This window comes from Arcobacter thermotolerans (assembly GCF_983172305.1).
In genome coordinates this window covers 126548-152516 of the sequence record NZ_CFAFZJ010000002.1, presented here as the reverse complement: position 1 = coordinate 152516, position 25969 = coordinate 126548, and the positions used below count along the sequence as shown (strand labels likewise).

The following is a 25969-nucleotide window of genomic DNA, read 5'->3' as shown; positions in this document are numbered from 1 at the left end:
TAAAGTTTGTTAATAGTTAGTATTATATTTTGCTATTAAGCCCCAACTCTTTTGGCTCATCTATAAAAAAACCTTGAGAGTAATCTATATCTAGATTTTTTACACAATTTAAAACCTCTTCATTATGTACAAACTCTGAAACAGTTTTTATTTTAAGTGCTTTTGCAAATCCAACAATAGTTTGAACAGTAAGATATAGATTGTTATCTGTATTTATATTTTTTATTAAAGAACCATCTATTTTTATATAATCAACATCTAATTTTATAATATACTCAAAATTTGAGTATCCAGTACCAAAATCATCAATAGCAATTTTGCAACCAAGCTTTTTTGCTTTTTTTATAAAATTTGATACTTCAGTGAAACTTTCAATACCTTCGCTTTCAACTATCTCAAAAGTTATCTGCTTTGCTGTATTTGTTTTTTCAATCGTATGAACAATAAAATCCATAGTGTACTGATCTTTAATGTCTTCAAGAGTTAAATTTAAGTTAAATTCAATATCTTTACCTTTGAAATATTCACAAGCTTTTTTTACAAGCATTCTTGTCATCCCTAGATATAGTTTTGCTTTTTTTGCCTCTTTTAAAAAACTATATGGTGTTAAAATAGAACCATCTTCTAGTTTAACTCTCATTAATATCTCATATTTCTCTTTTTTAGAAATATTATTAATTAGCTTTTGACCATATATTAAAAGATTATTTGAAATAAGAGCATTTTTTAACTCTTCAATTAGTTTTTTATTCTCTTTTAATTTATTATAAAGCTCAATATTTTCATCTAAAAATAGTATTGAAATATCTCTTTTTTTAGCTATTCTTAGTGCATATTCTGCTTTTGACAAAAGATTATTTTGAACAGCACTATCTTTACAATTTCTAGCAACACCAATAGAGATACTTAAATAAAAGCTATTATTATTTATTAAAATAGGGTGCAAAGAAAAATATTCAATAATATTTGTACATATATCTCTTATCTCTTTTAGGTTATCTTTATTTTTTGTACATATTGCAAAAACATCATTTGCAACTCTATATAAATCTAAATTTATATTTGTAGAAATTTTATCAAAAAGTATTTGTGAGAATTTTTTTAGTACTAAATCTCCTGCTTCAAAACCATAAAAGTTATTTATATCTCTAAAGCTATTTATATTTATCATAGCAATTTTTTGAATTTTGCTATCTTTTAAATCTTTTAAAAGTTTTTGTCTATTTGGTAATAGAGTTAATTCATCTATAAATTGTTCTTCTATAAGTTTTTTTTGCTCATATACTTTTGTAATATCATGCCTTATTGCAATAAATTCCTCTATATTTTTATTTTCATCTAAAATAGGAATAATAGTTGTATCTACATAATATACTAATCCATTTTTCTTTTTATTTACAATTACACCTTTAAAAATCTCTTTATTTGTTATAGTTTTCCAAAGATTATTAAAAAACTCTTTTGTCATACTAGGGTGTCTTACAATATTGTGACTTTTTCCTATTAATTCATCTTCTTCATAACCTGAAATTTCACAAAATTTTTTGTTCACAAATGTTATTAGACCATTTTTATCTGTTTTAGAAACAATAGAGCTTTCATCTATAGCTTTTTTATACTCTAGTAAAAAGTTGTAGCTATATTTTAAATCTTTTTTTTCCATATATTATCCTAAATAAAGCACTTTAATAGATTGCATAATACAATTATTTTTATAAAAAAAGAAGTAATTTAATAAAATTAATATTAATTTAATTTTAAGAAATGTAAAATGTTTAAAATAATAAGGAGTTATCTATGCAAATTCAAAATAGTACAAATCAGGCCTTAAATGCTTTCAAACAAAATTCTGCTTCAAAGGTAGATGAGGGTTCAAAAGAGCAAGTTGCTCCTAAAACAGAGAAATCTGTTGAAGAGATAATAAATAATTCAGCTGCAAAAGTTGCTATATCAATGAATGCTCAATATATTTTATTTGAGATGAATGCAAAAGCTATGGCTGCTGGTAATTCAGTAGGACAAGCAGGTCTAAATGCTTCAAAAGATCAACAAAGTGTTTTGGATTTTTTAAGTGGCAAAGGTAAAATAAATGATATGAGTCTTGAGGATATTGGCTACAAAGGAAAACCAATTATGGATTTATCACCTGAAGAGGCAACAGATCTTGTAAGTGAAAATGGTTTTTTTGGAATAACTCAAACTTCAGATAGAGTTTCAAACTTTGTTTTTAGTTTTGCTGGAGATGATTTAGAAAAACTTCAAAAAGGAAGAGATGGAATTGTTAAAGGTTTTGAGGAAGCAAATAAAATGTTTGGCGGAAATTTACCAGAAATTTCATACAAAACTCAAGAGAGAACTTTAGCTCTAATAGATGCAAAAATTGAATCTTTGAAGAATCCACAATCAAAAGTAGAAGAGTAATATAAAAATAGAAGCAAAAGCTTCTATTTTTATGCTTTTACATCATGAACAACTGTTATTTTTCCACTCCAAAGTTTAAAAATATCACAAGCAACTTTAGCTCCATCTCCACTTGCACATGAAAACATTGTAGGAACTCCACTTGCAAGTCCAGCTACATATAGATTTTTAGAGATTAAATTGCTTGAATTTTCCAAATATATATTATTTGGTTTTGGAACAAATATGTTATCTTTTACATTAACACCTTCACACTCTATATCAAATTTATGAAGACCAGTTGCTAATACTACAATTGAAGCTTCATAAGTAGAATTTTGTGTTGTAACTTTAAAATATTCACCTAAATTCTCAATTTTAGTAGCTTTTTCATCTTTTAGCTCAACATCTTTGTATATCTCTAGCTGTTTTTTCATTTTAAGAAGTAAATCAACACCATTGATTCCACTATCAACTCCAGCAACATTGAAATATTTTCCAACATTTAAATCACTTTTATTATCATCTAAAATTAAGTATTTTTTATCTTTTGCCCAATCAAATTTATCATTTGCACTTCCTAAAGTTAAAGCACAAGCAAAGCCAGCAGCTCCAGCACCAATAATTACTACATCATATCTCATAATATTTTCCTTTCATTTAAAATTTTTCGTAGTTTAACAAAACAGATATAAACTTACTCTTTTATCCACTCTTTTACACTATTTGCAAAAAGCTCTGGAAACTCCAAAGGAATATTATGGCTAGTTCCATCTCTTTTTATTAATTTAATATTATGTTTTTGATTATGTAGCTTATCTAAAGCCTCTAAATCCAAAAGTCTATCATTTGAGCTATAAAGCATATACATAGGAATGTTTTTATCTTTTAATTTATCAAATAGATCTACTCTATTAAAAGTACTTTTTAATTGAGTTATAAAAGTATCTCTTCCTAAATCATTAAACATATCAACCATAGTTTGAGCTAAAGATAAATCACTTTGATTTTGCTCTTCTAAAAGCATAATTGCTTTTTCAAAATCAAGTCCAAAAAAATCATTTATACCTTCGAACTCTTCTAGTTTCTTTTCTCTTCTTACTTTTTCTATTTTTGAAGTAGTTCCAGGAGTTGCAGCTACTGTAAATAATCTTTTTACTCTATTTGGATATTTACAAGTAAAATATGATGCTATATATCCTCCTAGTGAAAATCCTAAGATATTTATCTTCTCTTCTTTAAACTCTTTGTTTAAAATATCAACAATTTCATCAAAATCTGTTGAGTTTGGAATAGGTATATGAACTATTTCAAACTCATCTTTTAAAAATGGTAATGCTCTATTCCAAAGCCTAATATCAGTCATAAGACCTGGTATAAAATATATTTTCTCTTTTTTCATCTTATTATTCTCTTTTTGTTTATTAACTATTATTTTGATTAAATTCTATATTAAATTAGCTTAATAGTCTAAAAAATATCATATTTTAATAAGTTTTTCTTATTTATTTTAAATTAAGTTATCTTATATATAATTTTGATAAATTATAAGGAGTTCAAATATGAATACATTTGATAAAATTCGAGCTTTTTGCAGACCGTTTAGAATTATTATTGGAATTATTTTGATTATTGTTGGTGTTTATACAGGGATTGTTTGGTTTTATTTAGGAGTTATTCCATTGATTGTTGGGATTTTTGATATTTGTCCACTTTGTAAGTTTAGTGGAAAATGTACACCAAAAAATTTAAAGTAGAGATATTACTCTACTTTAATATTCTTAATCTATAAATTTTATTGTAATCATCCCATAAAATATATTGTCGTGATAAAACTCAACTCTGTAACTTTTATTAGAATTATCTAGTGAAAAACTACTTACCATATCACTTTTTTTAAGAACTAAACTATCTTCACTATCAACTCCAGCTTTACTAAAACCAATAACATTTACTCTAAGTGGAGATTTTAAAACTTTGAAACTTTTTTTAACCTCTAAAATTTGACCAAATTTAGTTTTTATTATATTTCCATCTATTTCAAAATCAACACTATCAAATGAGCCATTTTTATCAAATATTTGAGGAGATAAAGTAGTTATTAGGTTATTTCCTATATATATTTCATAGTTGCCATTTGTAAATTTACTATTTCCTAAAGAGTGTTCAAATATAAAATTATTTTCACTCTTTTTCATAGGAATAAATCTTAAATTTTTTCTAATATCATTTAAATTAAAAGAGATATTGTTATTTATCTCTATTTTTCCAAAATCAAAAAGTAATTTTTGTACCTCTTTGTAATTGTTTACATCAAAATTTCTACTAAATTCAATATCCATAATTCTCATAAACTCTTCAATAGATTTTAGTTGATAAATTACTTTTTCTGTTAAATCTGTAATATTTTTGCTTGTTTCTATTGCAAAAGCTGGTTTATTGTTTGTAACTGCAAAAAAAGTCAAAGATAGTTGTTGTTGTTCATCTTTTGCTTTTGTTTCTGTATTTTTTACTCCAAAATAGTGGTGGTCTTGAAAAAGTTTATCTTTGTTTAGATTATCTCTTACTGTTGATGCAATTTCATCTAAATTCCCAAATTTTTCCAAAGAGTGTATTTTATCTTGGTCAATAATAGTTGCTTGACCCCAAGCTCTTGGATTAAAGATTGCATTTTCATAGTTTTGTCTATAAAAACCATGTCCATCGTGTAGATTTAAAATTAAATCTACTTTTTTATCCAAAATAAGAGATTTTATTTTTTCTATATTGTTTAAATCTTTATCATCTTTTGAAATAGTGCTAAATTTTCTATTCATATCTCCATATATGCCTCTTTGGTTTGCAATCATACTATCTATATTTACACTAGGAGCAATCCAAACACTACCTTTTTTTATAGTGTAATATTTTTCTAAAAATGCTGGTGCAAAATATCCTCCAGGTTCATCACCGTGTATCCCACCAATGATAAGTAAAGTATGTCCTGATGTTGTGCCATCTTTTTTATAAAGAGTAAAATCTTTGTTTGTATTTGCATAAATATTTGATATCAAAAATATAATAAGAAAAATAAATCTCATATGTCTCCAAGCCTATAAAATTATTAAAAATGGCTCGTATAGTATCTAAAGCTTATTTAGACGAGGATTAAAAGTTGTTTGTCTATTTTAAATATTATTAAAACTATTATTCTTTATTTTATGTTAGAATCGTAGTAAATTAAGATATAAATGGAAAATATTATGATAAATGAAAATAATAAAAAAAATATAGAAACTTTTGGTGAACTAATTAATTTAAGTGATTACTCTTTTATAGAAAATCTAAACAGCGATCCTGATGCAAAACATAATGGTGACAATAAATATCCAAGAGAGGTTTTTAGTGGACATTATGTTCCTGTAAGTCCAACTGCTATTAAAGAGCCAATATATATTTCTCATAGCAAAAACTTTTTTAAAGAGTTAGGCTTTAGTGAAAACTTACTAAAATCAGATGATTTTATAAAACTCTTTTCAGGAGATATGTCAAATATTTCTAATTTAAAACAAAATCAAGGTTGGGCAACAGGATATGCACTTTCTATTTATGGTCGTGAGTATTATGCTCAATGTCCTTTTCAAACTGGAAATGGTTATGGAGATGGTAGAGCAATATCTGTTTTAGAAGCAGCTATAAACGGTAAAAGATGGGAATTTCAACTAAAAGGTGGTGGAAAAACTCCATATTGTAGAGGTGCAGATGGAAGAGCAGTTTTAAGATCAAGTGTAAGAGAGTTTTTGGCTCAAGAACATATGCACTCTTTAGGAATTCCTACTTCAAGGTCTTTAACTTTGTTTACCTCTAAAAAAGAGCAGGTTTCTAGACCTTGGTTTAAAGAAAAATCATCATCTTATGAGCCTGAAGTTATGATAGAAGAAGATGTTGCAATTACAACAAGAGTTGCATCTTCATTTTTAAGAGTAGGGCAAATAGAACTTTTTGGAAGAAGAGCTCGAAAAAATGAACATAAAGATGCTTTAAAAGAGTTAGAAATGATTGTTTTACACTTAATTGATAGAGAATATAGTGAAGTAATCAATCAAGATTTGAGTTTAGAAGAAAAAATAATACTACTAGCAAATGAGTTTCAAAATCGTCTTACTTCTTTAGTAACAAATTGGATAAGAGTTGGATATTGTCAAGGAAATTTCAACAGTGATAACTGTGCAGCTGGTGGTTTTACACTTGATTATGGTCCATTTGGATTTATAGAGATGTTTGATTCAAAATATCAATCTTGGACTGGTGGAGGAATGCACTTTTCATTTTTTAATCAACCAGTTGCTGCTTTTAAAAACTTTAAATCATTTTGTAGTGCTTTAAAACCACTACTTAGTTCAAATAAAGAAGCTTTAGAAGAACTTGAAAAAATCGAAAATAACTTTAGTAAAGTTATGCAAGAAAAGATCCAAAATATGTGGGCTAGTAAGTTGGGATTAGAAAAGTTTGATTTTGAACTTTTTGATGAGCTTATAAATCTTATGATAGATACAAAAGTTGATTACATAATATTTTTTAGAGAGTTATCAAGTATCCCCCATAATTTGAGTAGTCTTGAAAAAAGTTTTTATGCAAATTTAGACAACGAGAAAATAAAAGAAAGATGGAATAGTTGGCTTGAAAAGTGGAAAGTAAAAATAAATGTAAATGATGAAGAATCAAAACAAAAACTATCAAATCAAATGAAACTGATTAATCCAAAATACAGTTTAAGAGAGTGGCATCTAGTTTGGGCATATAAAGCGGCAGAAAAAGGAAATTATGAACCCGTTCAAGAATTACAAGATGTAATGACAAAACCATATGAAGAACAAACAAACGAGATAGAAGAGAAATACTATACTAAAAAACCCTCAGATTTTTTTGGAATAGCTGGTATATCGCATGTGAGTTGTTCGTCGTAAAGATGAATTTTACTCATAATGTGACCACATTCGTATCACTTTTATAGTTTTAATATCTTCTAAAACTTCATAAACTAATCTGTGTTGAATATTTATTCTTCTTGATATTGCACTATTTAAATCACCAATTAGTTTTTCATAAGGCGGGGGATTTTGATATGGATTTAAAGAAATTATCTCTAATAATTCCAAAGCCTTTGATTTTAAGCCTGAATTAGATAATTTCTTGGCATCTTTTCCAGCTTGTTTAGTATAAACAAGTTTATAGTTTACCATTCTAACTCTTCATCACAATCTTCAATAGATGTATTTAATCCTTTAATTATAGATTCTCTCATATTTGGAATTGATGTTAGATATAAAGTCTCTTGGATGGCATTCCAATCTTCTTGAGATAACATAACAGCATTTGTTCTTTTACCAGTTATAAGTATTGGTTCATGTGTTAATGCTGTTTCATCAATAATATTATAAATATCTGCTCGAACTTGACTAACTGTCATAACTTTCGTCATATCATGCCTTTGTTTTTATTTTAGTTATTGTACATAATAACGTACGCTTTTGTCAAGTCGCTTTATTTAATAAAAATTGAAGAGAAATATTATATTAAAAAGCCAAAGAATCTTTTTGGAATAGCTTGAATATTGCATGTGAGTTGTTCGTCCTAAAATAGCTTAAATCATAAAATATAGAGACAATAAAATACCTATTTTTATTCTCCATTTTTGATAGCATTTTTTATAACTTGAGTTACAGTTTCAAAATTAATATTTTTTTCTTTACAATATTTTGATTCAAGCCAAACTGAAAGTTGTTTTTGTCCTTTACTGGCATTGCAACTACAACAACATAAAGCAATATTTTCTCTAGTTATAATTTTTGCATCATTAATTATATGTTCCCAGCTTGCAGCTGTTTTTTTAGATATTTTTGTTGAAGTAAAATTTATACCACAATAAACACAAACTTTATCTCGTTCTCTAATCTCTTTTTCTAGATTTAAAGGAATATTCCAATTATTAGCCATTCAAAGTTTCTCCATTTTAGAAATAAAAATTTAATTTATATCAAGTATTATATAGATTTTGTAAAAGTTTGGCAAAGGTGTATTTATATTTTCATTCAAATAGAGATTTAGATTTTTGTTTCAGACAAAGAGTTAAAAAATTAGCAAGGAAGTTTACTTTTGTAAACGACCGAAGCTAATTTTTTTTAAAACGATGAAGTATCAAGCAAAAAGATAATGCTCTATTTTATTCCCACTCAATAGTTGCTGGTGGTTTTGATGAAATATCATAAACTACTCTATTTATTCCATCAACTTCGTTGATAATTCTTCTTGAGATAGTTTCAAGTATTTCATGTGGAATATGTGCAAAAGTTGCTGTCATACCATCTGTTGCATCTACTATTCTTACACAAACTGTATTATCATAAGTTCTATTATCACCCATAACACCAACAGATTTTACATTTAATAATACTGTAAATGCTTGCCAAGTTTTTTCATAATATCCAGTTGAGTGTAAAACATCTAGTAAAATAACATCTGCTTTTCTTAATAAATCTAAGTCTGGTTTATTTACATCTCCCATAACCCTAATTGCAAGTCCAGGTCCAGGGAATGGGTGTCTATTTATCATATTTCTTGGAAGTCCAAGCTCAAGTCCAAGCTCTCTTACTTCATCTTTAAAAATCTCTCTTAAAGGTTCAACAAGTTCAAATTTCATCCAATCAGGAAGTCCTCCTACATTGTGGTGAGATTTTATAGTTTTTGAAGGACCTTTTACTGAAACTGATTCAATAACATCTGTATAAAGTGTTCCTTGAGCTAAAAACTCAACACCTTCGTGCTTTTTTGCCTCTTTGTCAAATACTTCAATAAATGTTTCACCAATTATTTTTCTTTTTGTTTCAGGATCAGTCACACCTGCTAATTTTGTTAAAAATTGCTCACTTGCATCAACAGTAATTAAATCAATACCTCTTGACTTAAAGATAGTTTCAACTTGTTCTCTTTCGTTTGCTCTTAAAAGACCATTATCAACAAAAACTGGAATTACTTGATTTCCAATTGCTTCAAAAAGAAGAGTTGCAACAACAGAGCTATCAACTCCACCACTTACAGCACAAAGAACTTTTTTATTTCCAACTTGATTTTTAATTTTTGTCATTTGTTCTTTTGCAAAAGAACCCATATTCCAAGTGCTTTCACATCCACAAATATATTTTGCAAAATTTTTAAGAAGTTTGCTTCCACATTCTGAGTGATAAACTTCAGGATGAAATTGAAAAGCATAGATATTTCTATTTGTGTCAGCAATAGCAGCATAAGGTGAATTTTCACTAATTGCAATTTTTTCAAATCCAGATGGAATTGATTCAACTCTATCACCATGGCTCATCCAAACGATTTGACCATTTTGTGTATCTTTAAAAATCTCATTTTCTACAATAATATCTAGTTTTGCTTTTCCATATTCATGACTTGTTGCTGGAATTACACTTCCACCAAAATGTTGAGCAATAAGTTGCATTCCATAACAAATTCCTAAAATTGGAAGTCCTAAATCAAAGATTGTAGAATCAGGATGATATGAATCGCTAGCATAAACAGAAGCTGGACCACCTGAAAGTATAATCCCTTTTGGAGTTCTTGCCATAATATCTTCAATTGATTCATTGTATGGAACAATCTCAGAATAAACTCCGCTTTCTCTTAGTTTTCTTGCAATTATTTGTGTATATTGACTACCAAAATCTAATACAACTATTGGTACATGCTTCATATATTTAACCTTTCTTCTATATTTTAATCGAATATTTTATCTAAAAACTCTTTTTAATCTTCTTTTATAAAATGAGCACCTAAAGATTTTTCTCTTTTTAGACTTGCTTTTAGTATAGTTTTTGCTGTTAAAAGTCTAAGATATAATAATCTTCCAACATCAAGTAATAAATAACTCTCTATTTTGTTTAAAGCATCTTTTAACTCTTTTTTTGTTCTTACAATTCCTGCACTTTCCCACATAGTTCTTCTTAAATCATCTTTTATATCTTTATCAATCTCTTTGTTTCTTATGTACTCTTTTATCTCTTTTTTATAGTTTTGTTTATCTATTTTAAAACCAACTTCTAAAGATTTATTAGCTGCAATTCTTGAAAAAACAAGACCTTCTAAAAGTGAATTTGAAGCAAGTCTATTTGCTCCATGAACACCATTACAAGCAACTTCACCAATAGCATAAAGATTTTTAAAATTTTTAACTAATCCATTTAAAGAAACTTCTATTCCACCCATACAGTAGTGAAAAGCAGGGCTTATTGGAACATTTTCAAATGGAAGTTCGTATCCCAAATCTTTTATATTTTCATAAATATTTGGAAATCTTTGTTTAAAGGCTTTTTTCTCAAAATTTTTAAAAGATAAAAATATACCCAAACCTGTTTTTTTGTTGTAGTCAAAAATTGCACGACTTACAATATCTCTAGGAGCTAACTCACCACTAGGATGATAATCAAATAGAAATCTTTTATTGTTTTCATCGACAATAAATGCACCTTCTCCTCTTAATGCTTCACTTAAAAGTGGTTTTCTAGCAAATGATGTTCCTTTTAAAACTGTTGGATGAAATTGTGTCATTTCCATATCTTTTAAAGATATATTTTTTTCAGCAATAATTCCTTGAATTTCACCAGCATTTGCAGTTGAATTTGTGTGATATTTGTATAAAGAACCAACTCCACCGCTTGCTATAATTGTATTGTGTGCAAAAGCTACTTTTTGTTCATGTTCACTAGTAAAATATTGAACTCCATAGCAAACATCATCTTGTATTAATAAATCACAAATTACAGCTTGAGTTACTATTTCGTGAGGACAATGTTCAAGTAAAAATAGATGAATCTCTCTTCCTGTGGCATCACCTTGAGCGTGTAATATTCTATTTCTACTATGTGCTGCTTCTTTTGTATATGCTAAGTTTCCATCTACATTTTTATCAAAAATCATACCAGCTTCTATAATCTCTTTTATTGTAGGAATTGATTCAGAACTTAAAAGTTCAACTGCTTCAAGATTGTTATAATTAGCACCTGCATCTAGAGTATCTTTTATGTGAGTTGGTATGTCGCTTTTATCAACAGCACTTGCAATTCCACCTTGAGCCCAAAAAGTATTTGAATTCCATGTTGACATTTTGCATAAAATTAAAACTCTTTTATTCTTTGGTAGAAGTCTAGCAGCATTAAGCCCTGCTATTCCAGCTCCAACTATAATATAATCATATATCATTGTTGTTGTGTTTTTTCTTGTTGTTTGTCGTTTGGTTTGTAAACTGGATTAGCTTTAAAACCGCAACCACTAAAACTAAATAAAACTCCTGCTATAATAAAAGCATGAAAAATATTAATGAAATTCTTAATCATATTACAAATAATCCCTCTTATGATAAATTAAATATCTTTTTAGAGATAAAAAGATTTGTAAATATACTACCTTTAAAATTAAAAAGTGGCATAAAGTTTGTATATATTAAAAATCAAACCATGCATTTTGTTCTAACACACCAACTTTTCAAAGTTGAGTTTGAACATAACAAAGATACACTAAAAGCTCTTTTAAAAATGGCAGATATAAAAGATGTTACAAATTTTGTTTTTTTTGTATCAAATAGTGTAGATAATTTAATCAACAAAAACATTGAAAATATAGATAAAAAATATATAGAAAAAAGTGTTGGAATTTTTGAAAATAGGGCAAAAGATGAAAAAATATTTAAAAAATTTGAAAGTATAAGAGAGATTATAAAAAATTCTACTAATCAAGGTAATATCTAAATTATAGGAGAGTTTTAAATATTTTTTCTATCTCTTTATAGTTTGGAGAGTACTTTTCTACTAATTCCCAAAATTTTTTTGAATGGTTTTTATGCTTTATATGAGCTAGTTCGTGAATAACAATATATTCCATAATATAAAGTGGAAATTTCATAAGCAATATATTAAAATTTAGCTCATTTTTATAGTTGCAAGAACCCCAAGTTCTTTTGTTTTTTCTATATGAAATTTTTGTTGGAAATAGTTGCATTAAATTTGAATATTTTTCAATAAAAGTAGAGATAAAACCATCTATCTCTTTTTTATAAAAACTATCAAGATTTTTTATAGCAAAATCAGTTAAAAGCTTTTTTTCTCCTAAATATAAAAAATAACCATCTTCTAAAGTTTTACTTTCTACTCTTTTTATATTTTCTAATATCCAATCTTTTTTTCTATCTATTAAATCTTTTGCATCATAAATTGTAAAATATCTATTTGCTTTTATTTGCAATAAATCTTTTCTTAAAATTCTTAAATAGCAATGTTTTATATGCTTTTTATTATGTAATTCAACACTTATTACACTATTATTCAAATTAATTTCAAAATTCAAAAAAAACCTTTAAGTAAATTTTAGATAAAATCCGCCCGATTATACCATAAGTGTAATGATAATTTAATTGAGGAAAACTATTATGAAAATTGCAAATAGAATGGAGAAATTAGCTCCTTCACTTACTTTATCTATAACAGCTTTAGCAAACGAATTAAAAGCTGCTGGTAAAGATATCCTAAGTTTTAGTGCAGGTGAACCTGATTTTGATACGCCACAAGTTGTAAAAGATGCAGCTATTAAAGCAATAAATGAAGGAAAAACTAAATATACAGCAGTTGAGGGTATTAAAGAAACTAAACAAGCAATTATTAATAAGTTAAAGAAAGACCACAATTTAGATTATACATTGGATAAAATTGTAATAAGTAATGGAGCTAAACACTCTTTATTTAATCTAGCTCAAGCACTAATTGATGAAGGTGATGAAGTTATAATTCCTAGTCCATATTGGGTTACTTATCCAGAATTAGTTGTTTATAGTGGAGGAGTTCCTGTATTTATAGAAACAGATGAGAGTACAGAATTCAAAATTACTGCAAAACAATTAAAAGAGAAAATTACACCAAAAACAAAAATTTTAATGTTAAACTCTCCTTCAAATCCAACAGGGTCAATTTACTCAAGAGATGAGTTATTAGCTATTGGTGAAGTTTTAAAAGGTACAGATATTGTAGTTTTATCAGATGAAATGTATGAAAAACTAATTTATAAAGGTAAAAAATTCACTGCAACTGCTGAAGTTAGTGAAGATATGTATAATAGAACAGTTACAATAAATGGTTTGAGCAAATCTGTTGCGATGACTGGTTGGAGATTTGGTTATGTTGCATGTCCAAACAGTGCACTTGCAAAAGCTATGTCAAAACTTCAAGGGCAAGTTACATCAAATGTAAATTCTATGACTCAATATGCAGCAATTGTAGCTTTAGAAGGTGAAGCCAATAAAGATATTGAGATGATGAGAGTTGAGTTTGAAAAAAGAAAAGATTATGCTGTTAAAGCTATAAATAATATTTCTAAGCTATCTTGTTATGATCCAGATGGTGCTTTTTATCTATTTATAAATATAAAAAAATACTCAAATGACTCTATGAAATTTTGTGCTGATTTACTAGAGAGCAAAGGAGTTGCACTTGTTCCTGGTCTTGCTTTTGGAATGGAAGGATATGTTAGATTATCTTTTGCTACAAGTATGAAAGCTATAGAAGATGGAATAAATAGAATCAAAGAGTTTGTAGAAAACAGATAAAAAACTTTTAAATATAAAAAATTTCGCTTAGTATTAATAAAAAACTAAGCGAAAAAACTTAAAAAATATTTTTTAAAATAATCATTTCACTAATTTTTTCATTTTAAAGTGGTTTTATTAACTTTTTATTAATTTAAGATTAGATAAAATCAGCACAATTTTAAAAAAGGTATTAAAATCTTTTGTTAATTTAAAATTTATTAGGGGGAATTTATAAAATGATGGGTCCTATTACACTTGCAAATGATGTTGCATCATTTACTACTCTTCAGTTATCCACTTTTGTAGTTATTGCTTTTGCAATATTGGTTTTGTTTACTACTTTAAAACAATCAACACATAGTGATGTTTTTCCAGTATCTGTTACAAATGAGCTAAAAGGTCTTGGAATTTTGACGGTTGTTTTTGCTCACTTTGCATATATGAAAGTTACAAATGCTGATTTTTTGTTTCCACTTTCTATAATTGCTGGAGTTGGAGTTGATTTATTCTTATTTATGTCAGGATTTGGTCTTACAGTTGGAATGCTTAAAAGACCAATGAAGGCAGTTGATTTTTATAAAAAAAGAGTTATAAAAATCTTTATTCCATTTTGGATTGCTTTAATTATTATGTTTATCGCAGATGCTCTGTTTATGGATAAAACTTATTCTGTAGGATATATTATAAAATCTATGTTAGGATTTTTCCCAACAGCAGATGGTTTTGGTGATGTAAACTCTCCGTTTTGGTATATTACATGGATGATTATGTTTTATCTTTTATATCCATTGGTATTTTTTAAAGATAAACCATGGTTAAGTGCAATTATTTTAGCAGTTATAGCTACAATTATTGGAACTTTCAATATCTTTGATTTGGGAAGTAACTGGCTTCATAGACTTCATACAGTTGCTTTTTCTATGGGTATTATTTTAGCTTGGCTTTTACAAATAAAAGAGGGTGAGAAAAATAGATTTATAGAATATATTAAAGATTTCAGAGATAACTCAAAAGATATGAAATATATCGTTATAGCTATTATGTTTGTTATTGTGTTTTATGTATCACAAAGAACAGGTGCTGGTTCATGGCCTGCTTTAACTGCTATTTTAGGACAAGGTTTTTTTGTAGAACAACTAATGTCAATAGTAATAATGCTAGCATTTACAGTGATTTTTATACTTAAAAAAGTAGATAGCAAGTTTTTAACTATGTATGGAGTTTACTCTTATGAAGTTTACTTAATTCACTGGCCACTTATGGCAAAATATGATATTTTCTTTGTATATCTTCCAGCTTGGGCTGCTGTAATTGCTTGGTTGGTTGCATTTATTTTAGTTAGTATGCTTCTTCAAAGATTAGTAACTCCTGTTAGTAATTTTGTAGATAAAATTACTAAATAAAAATATATAAAAAGTAAGCTTTATAGCTTACTTTTTACTTTTTGAAAATTATAAAACATATAATTCTTAGTATAATAAAAATAAAAAATACAAATTTCAATAATATTTTTAAAATATTAAATATAGAGGTTAAATGATTATAGAAGATTTAAAAAATATTATAGAAAAAAATTTAGAAAATAAAACAAATGAAGTAAAAAGAGTTTTTCATGGTCGTGGGAACTTTTATGATAATTTTTCATATTTGACTGTTGATAGTTTTGATAATACACTTTTTGCAACTTTTTTTGAAGAGAGTTTTGATGAAAAAAAGATTATAAGAATTTTAGAGATTATCTCAAAAAATAGTGATTTTGAGAATTTTATTATTCAAAGAAAATATAAAGAAAAAGATTTTTATGAAGTTATTTATGGAGAGATTGTAGAAGATTTTTTTGTGTACGAAAATAACTTAAAATATAAAATAGATTTTAAAAATCGAAATATTGGTTTATTTTTAGATATGAAAAAAGGTAGAGAGTATATAAAATCTATTTGCAAAGATAAAAATGTTTTAAATCTTTTCTCATATACTTGTGCTTTTAGCGTAGTTTGTATTAGTGGCGAAGCCTCAAGTGTAGTAAATATTGATATGTCAAAAGCTAGTTTATCTACTGGAAGAATAAATCATCATCTAAATCAATTAGATACAAAAAATGTAAAATTTTTACCATATAATATTTTAAAATCATTTGGTAAAATCAAAAAAATGTCACCCTATGATATTGTTATAATTGATCCGCCATCATTTCAAAAAGGCTCGTTTGTTGCTACTAGTGATTATATTAAGATTATCAAAAAACTTGATTTTATACTACCTATAGGTGGAGTAGTTTTAGCTTGTTTAAATGACCCATTTTTAAGTAGTAATTTTTTAATAGATATATTTAAGAAAGAAGCACCAAATTTCGAGTTTTTAGAAAAATTGGAAAATGTAGATGAATTTTTAGTAGAAAATGAAGAAAAAGCTCTTAAAAATCTAATTTTTTTAAAAAAAAATTGATATAATCCAACATTTTTAAAGAAAGAAATCACAATGGAACACTTCTTATTTACACTATTTATGGCAATTTTTCTAGCAACTGTCCTAAATATAATTTTAAAAAAATTAGGTATTTCACAAATTATAGGTTATATTTTAACTGGAATTATCATATCTTATGGATTTCATTTTAAAGGTGCTAATATAGCATCTTTAGATGCAATAGCAGAATTTGGAATAGTTTTTCTAATGTTTACAATAGGTCTTGAAATAAGTTTTGACAAGATTAGAAAGATGAAAGAGATTCTTTTATTAAATGGTTTTTTACAAGTTCATATTAGTGCATTGCTTATTTTTGCTGTTACTCACTTTATTTTTGATTTGTCAATAGAAGTTTCAATAATTATTGCTTTTGCATTTTCTCTATCTTCAACAGCTATTGTTTTACCTTATTTAAAATCTTCAAAAGATATTTATACTCCTTATGGTGAAAGAACAACAGCTATTTTAATCTATCAAGATTTAGCAGTTATTCCAATTTTACTTTTAATTTCATTTTTAACAAATGACAATTTATCTATAGGGGAAGTTATTTGGAATACTTTTGTATCAGCTGCTGTTATTACAATATTTATGTTCTTTTTTGGAAAAAGAATAATAGATTGGTTACTTCAATTTTCATCAAATACAAGGCTTGAAGAGCTCTTTATTGGTGCTGTTTTTTCAATAGTTATTGGTGCATCTTTATTGGCTGAATATTTAGGATTTACATACTCTTTGGGTGCTTTTTTAGCTGGAATGATTATTGCTGATACAAAATTTAGAATAAAAGTTGAATCAGATATTTCAAATTTCAAAGATTTACTTTTAGGAACATTCTTCTTTACAGTTGGAACAAAAATAGATATTTTATACTTTTTAAATAATATTCATATTGTAATAGGTCTATTTTTATTAATAATGATAATAAAAGCATTGGTTGTATTTTTAATTATTAGGAGAAAATCAGATAAAAATACATCTGTAAAATCAGCAATTGCACTTTGTCAAGTTGGTGAGTTCTCTTTTGCTATTTTAACTCTTGCTGCAAGTCAAAATGTAGTTCCTGTTGAAACTGCAAATTTTTTGGTTTTGATTTCGGTAATGTCAATGATTTTAACACCATTTTTATTAAACAATATATATAAAATATCAGATCTAATTTCAGCTGATATTTATCAATCAGAAAATTTAGAGCCTATTGAAGATACTAATCATATTATTATTTGTGGGTTTTCAATTTTAGGAAGAGTTGTTGCTAGAGATTTATCAGATAGAAATATGCCTTTTGTAATTGTTTCAAATGATATTAGACAAATTCAAGTTGCAACAAAAATGGGTTATAAAGCATATTTTGGTCACTTAGATAAAAAATCAGTTTTAGAAGCTTTAAAAGTGGAAGATAGTTCAAGTATTATAATAACTATTAATGAAACACATGAAAAAATACTTATTTGTGATGCCATATTAAAATATTGTCCAGATGCAAATATTATTTTAAAATATGAATCTTTAGAAGAGAGACATGTTTTGAATGATTTAAAAATTAAAAAATTTGTTCACGCACATGCTGAAATTGGGAGATTATTGGTAGAAGAGGCAACTCACTGTTGTGACTTAAGACTTCACAGATATGATTAATTTTATTTAAAAATAAACTTAAAATTTATGAAATTTAGATAATATATTTTTTAATATAATCATTATTAGGGGAATGAATGAAATTTTCAAAAATTATAATTTTGTTTTTATTGCTTTTGTCTTCTTTATTTGCAAATCAGCATAAAAAATTAGCTTACATTGTTTCTGATATAAATATCCCATTTTGGCAAATTATCTCAAAAGGTATAAAAGATAAATCAAATGAGCTTGGATATGAGATACATATTTATAGTTCAAATAATTTAAAGAAAAATGAACTTGAAAATTTAGCTTCCGCAATATCTTTAAAAATTGATGGTTTAATAATATCTCCAATAAACTCTTCAACTGCTTCAACTCTTTTGGAAATTGCTAATATGAATAAAATTCCTACTATTGTTGCAGATATTGGTTCAGATAGTCAAAATTATCTATCTTTTATATCCTCAGATAATAAAAAAGGTGCTTATGAACTTGGTAAAATCTTATCAAAATATATGAAGAGCTTATCTTGGAATAAGGAAGGAACAGTTGGAATAATAGCAATTCCTCAAAAACGTTTAAATGGAAAAGATAGAACCATTGGATTTATTAAAGCTTTAGAAGAGGATAATATAAAAGTTTCTGGAATGTATCAACAAGTAGATTTCTCATATGAAGAGACTTATAATTATTCAAAAAAATTAATAGATGAGAATAAAAATTTACGAGCTATTTGGCTTCAAGGATCCGATAAATATAAAGGTGCTTTGGATGCAATAAAAAAAGCAAATAAGCAAAACGAAATAGCTCTTATTTGTTTTGATGCAGAACCAGAATTTTTAGAGATGATACAAAATGGAGATTTGGTTGCTTCTGCTATGCAACAACCATATATAATTGGTCAAGAGGCAGTTGTAACTTTAAATAACTATTTTAATAATAAAGAGGTTAAAAAGGAGCAAAAAATGGAAATTTTATCAATTTCAAAAGAAAATATTGATGATAAATTAAAGATAATCAAATTAAATGTTTTAGGAATAAAATCTGATGAAAAATAGATCTTTACTATTTTCTTTTCTTTTACCATTTTTAATTACAATAATAACTATTTCATCTTTTTACACCATTTACAGCTATTTTGAAACTAAACAAAGATTAGTAAATGAGATTAATTTAAAAACAAAATCTATTTTGACTCAATTAAAATATGCTCTTCCACATTTTATAGATTCTTATGCAATTAATGAGTATAAAAAATTAATTGAAAATGAGATGCAAGATAGTGATATTTTAGCAGTAATTGTAAAAGATTATAATTACGGAAAAATATTTTCAAAAGAGTTTTTACAAATTGGGAAAATAAGAGAAAATGACCAAATTTTAGATATTGACCTAAATAGTGTTCATCAAATGAATCTATTATCTAAAAAATTTTCTTATACTGAAGTTGATTTATTAAATGAATCAGATATTAAAATTGCTACACTTGAATTATACATTTCTGATAAAAATTTAAAACATAATTTAAATGAGATAGTTAAAAAAAGTATTCTCGAGATATTTATTTTATCATTATTTATTGTTATTTTAGTTTTTTTAATAATTAAGTCTTTAATTTTAAAACCAATTTTAAATATAGTAAACACTATACAAAATAGTGATATTTACGGTATTCCAAAAGAAAATGTTCCTGAAAACAATAGAGTTAAAGAGTTTAATGATTTATCAAAAAAAATGAATGAAATGATTTTCACAATAAAAGACTTACAAAAACAAATTATCAAAGAAAAAGATTTTATTTCAAATATAATTGATAATTCAAATGTAATAATTGCTGTAATAGATAGCTTTGGAAGAATGTTTAAAATTAATAAATTTGGACAAGAGTTTATAGGTTATAAACAAGAAGAGATCTCAAATAAACCATTTTTTTGGCTTAAATTTCTACATAAAGATATACAAGCAACAGTTGGTAATATTATAGAAAAAGCAAAAAGTGGTAATTTGAAAAGATATTATAAGGCTAGTTGTATTTCAAAAGATGGTGAAGAGAAGATATTTGAATGGTCTAATAGTGTTAGAAATAAGAGTGATGGCTCAATGGATTATCTTGTTTTAATAGGAATAGATGTTACTCAAAAAGAACTTATTCAAAAAGAGATTTTACAACAAAAAGAGGAGCTAGAGTTGATTTTTAACTACTCTAAGGATGGAATTGCAATTTTAGATTTAAATACAAAACTTCTAAATTTTAACAATTCATTTATAGAGATGACAGGTTATTCAAAAGATGAATTACTTGAAAAAACAGCTTTTGAAATGTTGGTTGATAAGGATATTGATAAAAATAAAATTATAATTAAAAAGATACTAGAAGAAGGCTTTATAACTAATCATGAAGAGACTTTTGCCTTTAAAGAGAAAAGAGTATTTACAAACTTTAGTGTCTCTTTACTTCCAAATAAAGAGACTTTACTTATGATTATAAAAGATGTTAGTTCATTGAAAGTTTTGCAAGAACAATCAAAATTAGCTTCTTTGGGTGAAATGATAGGAAATATAGCTCATCAATGGAGGCAACCTTTAAGTTTAATTAGTACTGTTGCTAGTTCTTTAAGAGTAAAATCTGAATATGATATGCTTAAAAAAGATGATATTTATGAAGCTTCAAAATCTATAGTTATGCAAACAGAATATTTATCAAATACAATAGATAATTTTAGAGATTTTATAAAAGGTGATAAATCTTATACAAATATTAGTATTAAGGATGTTTTGCATAATAGCTTAACTCTTGTAGCTGCTTCATTAAACAATAATTTTATTAATCTAATCATAGAATTAAATGATGATTTAACTATTTTTGGAAATAAAAATGAGCTAACAGAAGCATTTTTAAATATTATTTCAAATAGTAAAGACATTTTAAAAACTATTGAAGAGAAAGATAGGTTTATATTTATTAAAAGTAAAAAAGTTGATGAAAATAGACTCGAATTAAAGTTTTTAGATAGTGGTGGAGGAATTGATGAAGCACTTATATCTAGAGTTTTTGAGCCATATTTTACAACAAAACATAAATCTCAAGGAACAGGACTTGGGCTTCCGATAGTTGATAAAATTGTAAGAGAGAGACACAAAGCTAGTATTGAGATTTACAATGAAGAATTTATCCATAATCAAAAAAAATATAAAGGACTTTGTTTTAAAATCATATTTAAAACATCTGAGTCTTAGAAGTTTATTTAGAGTTGTTTTTAAACCAAAAAGCTCTTAAGCTTTTTGGTTTTTTAAAGAGTAAAGCTCCAACCATCTCATAATAATTGCGCTTAAATATGGAATTGTTTGGATAAAAATTGTTGCAGCAAATACATAAATCTCTGTTATTCCAGATTTATTTGTATATATTAAAGATACAAATGCAGTTAAAAGTAAAACTCCCAAAATTGTCTCATATTTTATTGGGTTTGCACTTTTTTTAACTTTTCCACCTTTTTCTGTTCTTTTAAATGGTAATCCATCTTTTATAAATCCATCAAATACGGCTTTGAAGATTATTAGTTGTAAACTCATAGATGCAATTGAGCTTAATAGTATCTCTTTAAAACTAGCTTTTACCTTTGTTCTATAAAGTATAAATGTATGTAAAATATTTACTATAAATGCAGTAATAATAGGAATAGTAAGTGGAATTGTAGGAATTGTAACACCTACAAAGATAATTACAGGAACCCAAATAATATTCATAACAGCCATAATTGGACCCATGGCATCACTTAACCAGAAAAACCAACCTGTAACAAATTTATTTTTTTGTGGCGGACTTAATCTTTTTGAACTAGGTTTAAACTCTCTCCAGTGCTTTTTAAGAATTTGAATAGCCCCATAAGCCCATCTATGTCTTTGTGTTTTAAATGCCTCAACAGTATCAGGAAGTAGTCCAAAACCATATCTTCTATTTGTATAGTGTGCAATATATCCAGCTTCAAATAGTCTAAGTCCTAACTCACTATCCTCAACAATGGTATCAGTTCCCCAACCACCAACTTCCATCATGGCACTTAATCTTACCATCACCATTGTTCCGTGAACAACTATGGCATTCTCTTCATTTCTATCAACCATTCCAATATCAAAGAAACCTGCATATTCTGCATTCATAGCTTTTTTGATAATACTTTCATCTCCATCTCTATGATCTTGTGGAGCTTGTACAATTGCAACTTTTGGATCATCAAAAAGAGGAACTAAATCTACAAGCCAAGGAGATTCAACCTTGTAATCAGCATCTATTACAGCAACAATTTGTGCATCTTTATCTGTATAATCAAGAGCCATATTTAAAGCTCCAGCTTTAAACCCTGTACATTTAATATCAAGATATTTAAACTTACTCCCTAGTTTTTCACAAAGCTCTTTTATTGGAGTTTTATAAAAATCTTCTGGAGTGTTGTTTATAATAACCAAAACTTCATAGTTTGGATATGTTAGTTTTGATAAACTTTCCAAAGTTTCAGCTAAAACATGAGGTTGCTCTTTGTATGCTGGAACATGAATAGATACAAGAGGTGCATTTTGTGATTTTAAATCAAGAGGAACTAATCTTGAAGGCTGAACTCCAATAGAGCTTCTAAATAGCTCATTTGCTTTTGCTAAAGTTATTATTACAAGTGGAATCATAAGAAAACTTCCCATTCCCCACATAATCCACATTCCAAAGTTCATATAGTTTACAAATGGATATATAGCAGCCATCACAATACCAAAAGCCATACCTTGAGCAGCAATTGCATAAGCAAAGGCATGGCTTATATTTACTCTTTGATTTTTTAATCCAAAAAGAGTAAGAAATGCTCCAATAATAATTGCAGCAATCATCTGATAAAGCCAATATTGGTTTAACTCAACTTCACCAGCCAATTGGAATTTTAAAGCTCTATTTGTATCAAAAACTCCCCAGTATTGCCCAACATTTCCTTCATCATAACCTTTCCAAGGTTGATCTAATGCTTCAATTATATTGTAGTGCCAACCTTTTTCATGAGCTAGATTAACAAAACCTCTTATGGCTTGTGCTTGATTTTTTATACTAGGAACAGCACTATTGTTGTTGTAGCCGTGGCTAGGCCATCCTGTTTCACCTATTACTATTTTTCTATTTGGAAAAAGCTCTTCAACAACACTATATTTTTCAATAATAAATTCGTTGTATCTTTCTATTGGCACTTTTTCCCAATATGGTAAAATGTGAATAGTTAAAAAATCAACATGACTAGCTAAAGCAGGATTTTTTTCCCATATATCCCAAGTTTCTGCAGTTGTTACAGGTTTTTTTGTATTATTTTTTACAAAATCAATATAAGCATATAGTTCAATAGGCTCTAGCTCTTTTCTTAAAAGAACCTCGTTTCCTACTATTACAGATTGAACTCTATTTGGGTACTCTTTTAAAATTTCTAATGCTCTTTGGATTTCAAGATTGTTTGCTTCTAAATCCCCACTAATCCAAAGTCCTAAATCAATAGGAAGGTTTGAATCTTTACTAGATTGAAGTATTTTATAAGCTTCCAAAGTTCCATAAGTTCTAAGTTTGTTTGTAAAATTTTCAAATAAATTTACATCATAAGCAATCTGTTCACTTGAAAGTAAATTTTTATCATACCCTTCAAATGGTGAATATGACAATGATTCAATTTTTTCAAATGAGTTTTCATTCAATGTTACTAGGTTATCTCTTGATAACCAAAAAAAGACTTGAAAAAGTCCAGCCATAATAAGCCCTAAGATAATATATCTCAAATAAAATCCTTCTACAAAAAATATGCGAATATTAACATTATTTTGATAGAACAAAGATAAATCAACTAAAAAGTCTATATAAAGGGGCTTTTAATAGTTTTGAATGTCTTTTTTGTAAGATTTTGTAACATAATTAAAAAGGAAAAATAAAAGATGAGTAATATTTTTAAGAGAAATAAAACTTATTATTTTAGAAGTACATTACCAATAGAGTTAAGATTTTATTTTAATAATAAAAAAGAGTATATTAAAAGTTTAAGAATTAAAAATATAAACAATGCTAAAATAATTACAAGATATTTAACTAAAAAATTAAATTTAATAAAGGAAACTATAAAAATGCTTACACATAAGGAAATTTTAGAATTAATAGAAGAATTTAAAAAAATTAGCTTTGATGACATTATAGCAAGAAATAGTTATTTGACTCAAGACGAACTAAATAATCAAATTAGAGAACTTTTAAAAAGCAATAATATAAATCTAATAGAAAAAGAGATGAATGATGCTTTTAGTTTCTTAGCTAAAAAAGATGAAGAACTTGTTTGTTATGGAGTTGATCAAAACTTAGGAAAAGAATTTCAAAAGCAAATGTATCAAATAAAAATTAATGCACTTAATGAAGTTAAAAATATATTAAATGCCCCTAAAGAAAATATTATTAAAATTAAAATAAGTGATGCAATACAAGATTTTTTTAATACAAAAGACAAGAAGCATCACTCAAGAGAACATACTTTTAGAGTTATTTTAAATGATTTTTTAAACTATTGTAATGAAAAAGAGATAGAGTTTGTACACAATTTAACATATCCTTTTATGATGACATTTAAAAATGATTACTATAAAGAGAAAAAGGTTGGAAAAGGAACTATTAATAATTATTTAAAGATGGTTAAGTTATTTCTTGATTATTGTAAAAAATCACAATATATAAGCTTTAATGTTAGTGGAGATATAGAGATAACACAAACAGAAAGAGAAAAAGAAGAAAATGAGAGAGAGCCTTTTTCAATAGAAGATATAAAGTTGATTTTTAAAAATATTGATTTGATAAAATTAACACCACAAAAAAGAAAAAGCAAGTATTATGATGAATATGAGGTTATTATAAAAATTGCATTATATAGTGGACTAAGAAATAATGAAATTTGTCAATTAAGAAAAAAAGATATTAAAGAAGAGAATGGAATTTATTATTTTGATATAAATGATGAAGATGGTAAAACTATAAAAAATCTAAATAGCATTAGAAAAGTACCTATTCACAAAAATATTTTAAATGAAGTTTTAAAGTTTATTAAAAATAAAGACAAAAATATTTTCAAAATAAAAAGTGATAAAATGAGCAAAGAGTTTGGATTATTTAAAAACAAACTAGGATTTAATAAAAAAAAGGTTTTTCATAGTTTTAGGCATACATTTCAAGATGAATTAAAACAAATAGAAGTTGATTATATTAGAATACAAGAACTTGTAGGACATGCCCCTATTAAAAAAGATAGAATGACAACAAGGTATACAAGAAAATATAAATTAGAAATATTACAAAGTGAAATCAATAAATTAAATTTTTTAATCTAGTTTTTTTTATATTTTTTATATATGTTCGACACTTTTTATAAAAATAGTCAAGAGCGGATCGGAAAAATAAAAAACTATGAATTAATACAAATAGTATTTTTATAAAAAGTCTTTGATGTTTTTTTTGTAAACAAAAAAAAGGAGGGACAAAGTCATTTCAAATTTTAAACATATATGTTTTATTTATGCTCTCTTTTTGTTAGTTATTAAAAAGGTTAGAGTTTCTTTTTGTGTTTTCTTTTTTTTATTGATTGAAGATGTTAAATTTTAAAGATAAGATATTTTTTTGTAAGATTTTTTTTATTATATATTTAAGATATTTTATATTAAGTTTTATTGTATTACAAAAAGCACATTTAAGATATTTTACAAAAAAGTTTAAGATATTATATTTATAAGATAAGATATTTTTTAGAAAAGTTTAAGATATTACATTTATAAGATGTTGCAATTTATACGAAAACAATCAATAATTAAATAATT

The 25969-nt window shown here is 26.3% G+C and carries 22 protein-coding genes; 11 read left to right on the top strand and 11 right to left on the bottom strand.

What is annotated here, in order from left to right; all coding sequences use genetic code 11:
• Positions 1–22: 22 nt before the first annotated feature.
• Positions 23–1663, bottom strand: coding sequence for a bifunctional diguanylate cyclase/phosphodiesterase (locus AC5LG6_RS02410; RefSeq protein ID WP_498585597.1), 1641 nt, complete (start codon positions 1661–1663; stop codon positions 23–25).
• A 134-nt stretch (positions 1664–1797) separates the two neighbouring features.
• On the opposite strand from AC5LG6_RS02410, the gene AC5LG6_RS02405 reads away from it, so the two are divergent.
• The gene (locus AC5LG6_RS02405) at positions 1798–2421 is read left to right on the top strand and encodes a hypothetical protein (protein WP_120986566.1); all 624 of its coding nucleotides are present in this window, start codon (positions 1798–1800) and stop codon (positions 2419–2421) included.
• A 29-nt stretch (positions 2422–2450) separates the two neighbouring features.
• Here AC5LG6_RS02405 and AC5LG6_RS02400 read toward each other — a convergent pair whose 3' ends face one another.
• Positions 2451–3044 (bottom strand): FAD-dependent oxidoreductase, encoded by a 594-nt coding sequence (locus AC5LG6_RS02400; protein WP_498585596.1) that lies wholly within the window; start codon positions 3042–3044, stop codon positions 2451–2453.
• A 53-nt stretch (positions 3045–3097) separates the two neighbouring features.
• Positions 3098–3802, bottom strand: coding sequence for an alpha/beta fold hydrolase (locus AC5LG6_RS02395; RefSeq protein WP_498585595.1), 705 nt, complete (start codon positions 3800–3802; stop codon positions 3098–3100).
• A gap of 160 nt (positions 3803–3962) precedes the next feature.
• On the opposite strand from AC5LG6_RS02395, the gene AC5LG6_RS02390 reads away from it, so the two are divergent.
• A complete protein-coding gene (locus tag AC5LG6_RS02390) occupies positions 3963–4157 on the top strand; it encodes a YgaP-like transmembrane domain (protein WP_066348707.1) in 195 nt (64 codons plus the stop codon).
• Positions 4158–4181: 24 nt separating this feature from the next.
• Here the strand turns inward: AC5LG6_RS02390 and AC5LG6_RS02385 are convergent, their stop codons facing one another.
• Complete coding sequence (locus AC5LG6_RS02385) at positions 4182–5480, bottom strand: M99 family carboxypeptidase catalytic domain-containing protein (protein WP_498585594.1); 1299 nt, start codon at positions 5478–5480, stop codon at positions 4182–4184.
• A gap of 162 nt (positions 5481–5642) precedes the next feature.
• Here AC5LG6_RS02385 and AC5LG6_RS02380 point away from each other — a divergent pair, with 162 nt between their 5' ends.
• Positions 5643–7346, top strand: coding sequence for a protein adenylyltransferase SelO family protein (locus tag AC5LG6_RS02380; RefSeq protein WP_498585593.1), 1704 nt, complete (start codon positions 5643–5645; stop codon positions 7344–7346).
• Positions 7347–7355: 9 nt separating this feature from the next.
• On the opposite strand, the gene AC5LG6_RS02375 is transcribed toward AC5LG6_RS02380, so the two are convergent.
• The 5 genes from AC5LG6_RS02375 to AC5LG6_RS02355 all read right to left on the bottom strand — a co-directional run bounded on the left by AC5LG6_RS02375 (position 7356) and on the right by AC5LG6_RS02355 (position 11643).
• Positions 7356–7622 carry a Txe/YoeB family addiction module toxin gene (locus AC5LG6_RS02375; RefSeq protein WP_066157207.1) on the bottom strand — a complete coding sequence of 89 codons (267 nt, stop codon included), beginning with the start codon at positions 7620–7622 and terminating at the stop codon, positions 7356–7358.
• On the bottom strand, positions 7616–7861 hold the full coding sequence (locus AC5LG6_RS02370; RefSeq protein WP_066348712.1) for a type II toxin-antitoxin system Phd/YefM family antitoxin: 246 nt from the start codon (positions 7859–7861) through the stop codon (positions 7616–7618). The genes AC5LG6_RS02375 and AC5LG6_RS02370 overlap by 7 nt, the downstream gene beginning before the upstream one ends.
• A gap of 200 nt (positions 7862–8061) precedes the next feature.
• Positions 8062–8376 (bottom strand): HNH endonuclease, encoded by a 315-nt coding sequence (locus tag AC5LG6_RS02365; protein WP_066359286.1) that lies wholly within the window; start codon positions 8374–8376, stop codon positions 8062–8064.
• Positions 8377–8602: 226 nt separating this feature from the next.
• On the bottom strand, positions 8603–10138 hold the full coding sequence (guaA, locus tag AC5LG6_RS02360) for a glutamine-hydrolyzing GMP synthase (RefSeq protein ID WP_066157210.1): 1536 nt from the start codon (positions 10136–10138) through the stop codon (positions 8603–8605).
• Positions 10139–10191: 53 nt separating this feature from the next.
• Positions 10192–11643: an L-aspartate oxidase gene (locus AC5LG6_RS02355; protein WP_498585592.1), complete on the bottom strand. Its 1452-nt coding sequence runs from the start codon at positions 11641–11643 to the stop codon at positions 10192–10194.
• Between the two features lie 104 nt (positions 11644–11747).
• Between AC5LG6_RS02355 and AC5LG6_RS02350 the strand changes: the two genes are divergently transcribed.
• Complete coding sequence (locus tag AC5LG6_RS02350) at positions 11748–12188, top strand: DUF721 domain-containing protein (protein ID WP_498585591.1); 441 nt, start codon at positions 11748–11750, stop codon at positions 12186–12188.
• Between the two features lies 1 nt (position 12189).
• Here AC5LG6_RS02350 and AC5LG6_RS02345 read toward each other — a convergent pair whose 3' ends face one another.
• A complete protein-coding gene (locus tag AC5LG6_RS02345) occupies positions 12190–12783 on the bottom strand; it encodes a M48 family metallopeptidase (RefSeq protein ID WP_498585590.1) in 594 nt (197 codons plus the stop codon).
• 82 nt (positions 12784–12865) lie between these two features.
• Between AC5LG6_RS02345 and AC5LG6_RS02340 the strand changes: the two genes are divergently transcribed.
• The 6 genes from AC5LG6_RS02340 (at position 12866) to AC5LG6_RS02315 (ending at position 21340) form a co-directional block, all read left to right on the top strand.
• Positions 12866–14035, top strand: a complete 1170-nt coding sequence (locus AC5LG6_RS02340; protein WP_105913497.1) for a pyridoxal phosphate-dependent aminotransferase — start codon at positions 12866–12868, stop codon at positions 14033–14035.
• 221 nt (positions 14036–14256) lie between these two features.
• Positions 14257–15420, top strand: coding sequence for an acyltransferase family protein (locus tag AC5LG6_RS02335; RefSeq protein ID WP_498585589.1), 1164 nt, complete (start codon positions 14257–14259; stop codon positions 15418–15420).
• 133 nt (positions 15421–15553) lie between these two features.
• The gene (locus AC5LG6_RS02330) at positions 15554–16462 is read left to right on the top strand and encodes a class I SAM-dependent methyltransferase (RefSeq protein WP_498585588.1); all 909 of its coding nucleotides are present in this window, start codon (positions 15554–15556) and stop codon (positions 16460–16462) included.
• 33 nt (positions 16463–16495) lie between these two features.
• Positions 16496–18121 (top strand): cation:proton antiporter domain-containing protein, encoded by a 1626-nt coding sequence (locus AC5LG6_RS02325; RefSeq protein ID WP_260890407.1) that lies wholly within the window; start codon positions 16496–16498, stop codon positions 18119–18121.
• A 77-nt stretch (positions 18122–18198) separates the two neighbouring features.
• Entirely contained in the window at positions 18199–19161 is a 963-nt protein-coding gene (locus AC5LG6_RS02320) for a substrate-binding domain-containing protein (RefSeq protein ID WP_498585587.1), read from the top strand.
• Complete coding sequence (locus AC5LG6_RS02315) at positions 19151–21340, top strand: sensor histidine kinase (RefSeq protein ID WP_498585586.1); 2190 nt, start codon at positions 19151–19153, stop codon at positions 21338–21340. Before AC5LG6_RS02320 ends, AC5LG6_RS02315 begins: the two co-directional genes overlap by 11 nt.
• 36 nt (positions 21341–21376) lie before the next feature.
• On the opposite strand, the gene AC5LG6_RS02310 is transcribed toward AC5LG6_RS02315, so the two are convergent.
• A complete protein-coding gene (locus AC5LG6_RS02310; protein ID WP_498585585.1) occupies positions 21377–23902 on the bottom strand; it encodes a glycosyltransferase family 2 protein in 2526 nt (841 codons plus the stop codon).
• Positions 23903–24055: 153 nt separating this feature from the next.
• On the opposite strand from AC5LG6_RS02310, the gene AC5LG6_RS02305 reads away from it, so the two are divergent.
• Positions 24056–25486 carry a tyrosine-type recombinase/integrase gene (locus AC5LG6_RS02305; RefSeq protein ID WP_498585584.1) on the top strand — a complete coding sequence of 477 codons (1431 nt, stop codon included), beginning with the start codon at positions 24056–24058 and terminating at the stop codon, positions 25484–25486.
• Positions 25487–25969: the final 483 nt, after the last annotated feature.

Excerpts from the sequence above, each read along its gene's own strand:
- AC5LG6_RS02410 (WP_498585597.1), bottom strand. The coding sequence starts at position 1,663 with ATGGAAAAAAAAGATTTAAAATATAGCTACAACTTTTTACTAGAGTAT.
- AC5LG6_RS02405 (WP_120986566.1), top strand. The coding sequence starts at position 1,798 with ATGCAAATTCAAAATAGTACAAATCAGGCCTTAAATGCTTTCAAACAA.
- AC5LG6_RS02400 (WP_498585596.1), bottom strand. The coding sequence starts at position 3,044 with ATGAGATATGATGTAGTAATTATTGGTGCTGGAGCTGCTGGCTTTGCT.
- AC5LG6_RS02395 (WP_498585595.1), bottom strand. The coding sequence starts at position 3,802 with ATGAAAAAAGAGAAAATATATTTTATACCAGGTCTTATGACTGATATT.
- AC5LG6_RS02390 (WP_066348707.1), top strand. The coding sequence starts at position 3,963 with ATGAATACATTTGATAAAATTCGAGCTTTTTGCAGACCGTTTAGAATT.
- AC5LG6_RS02385 (WP_498585594.1), bottom strand. The coding sequence starts at position 5,480 with ATGAGATTTATTTTTCTTATTATATTTTTGATATCAAATATTTATGCA.
- AC5LG6_RS02380 (WP_498585593.1), top strand. The coding sequence starts at position 5,643 with ATGATAAATGAAAATAATAAAAAAAATATAGAAACTTTTGGTGAACTA.
- AC5LG6_RS02375 (WP_066157207.1), bottom strand. The coding sequence starts at position 7,622 with ATGGTAAACTATAAACTTGTTTATACTAAACAAGCTGGAAAAGATGCC.
- AC5LG6_RS02370 (WP_066348712.1), bottom strand. The coding sequence starts at position 7,861 with ATGACGAAAGTTATGACAGTTAGTCAAGTTCGAGCAGATATTTATAAT.
- AC5LG6_RS02365 (WP_066359286.1), bottom strand. The coding sequence starts at position 8,376 with ATGGCTAATAATTGGAATATTCCTTTAAATCTAGAAAAAGAGATTAGA.
- guaA (WP_066157210.1), bottom strand. The coding sequence starts at position 10,138 with ATGAAGCATGTACCAATAGTTGTATTAGATTTTGGTAGTCAATATACA.
- AC5LG6_RS02355 (WP_498585592.1), bottom strand. The coding sequence starts at position 11,643 with ATGATATATGATTATATTATAGTTGGAGCTGGAATAGCAGGGCTTAAT.
- AC5LG6_RS02350 (WP_498585591.1), top strand. The coding sequence starts at position 11,748 with ATGAAAAATATTAATGAAATTCTTAATCATATTACAAATAATCCCTCT.
- AC5LG6_RS02340 (WP_105913497.1), top strand. The coding sequence starts at position 12,866 with ATGAAAATTGCAAATAGAATGGAGAAATTAGCTCCTTCACTTACTTTA.
- AC5LG6_RS02335 (WP_498585589.1), top strand. The coding sequence starts at position 14,257 with ATGGGTCCTATTACACTTGCAAATGATGTTGCATCATTTACTACTCTT.
- AC5LG6_RS02330 (WP_498585588.1), top strand. The coding sequence starts at position 15,554 with ATGATTATAGAAGATTTAAAAAATATTATAGAAAAAAATTTAGAAAAT.
- AC5LG6_RS02325 (WP_260890407.1), top strand. The coding sequence starts at position 16,496 with ATGGAACACTTCTTATTTACACTATTTATGGCAATTTTTCTAGCAACT.
- AC5LG6_RS02320 (WP_498585587.1), top strand. The coding sequence starts at position 18,199 with ATGAAATTTTCAAAAATTATAATTTTGTTTTTATTGCTTTTGTCTTCT.
- AC5LG6_RS02315 (WP_498585586.1), top strand. The coding sequence starts at position 19,151 with ATGAAAAATAGATCTTTACTATTTTCTTTTCTTTTACCATTTTTAATT.
- AC5LG6_RS02305 (WP_498585584.1), top strand. The coding sequence starts at position 24,056 with ATGAGTAATATTTTTAAGAGAAATAAAACTTATTATTTTAGAAGTACA.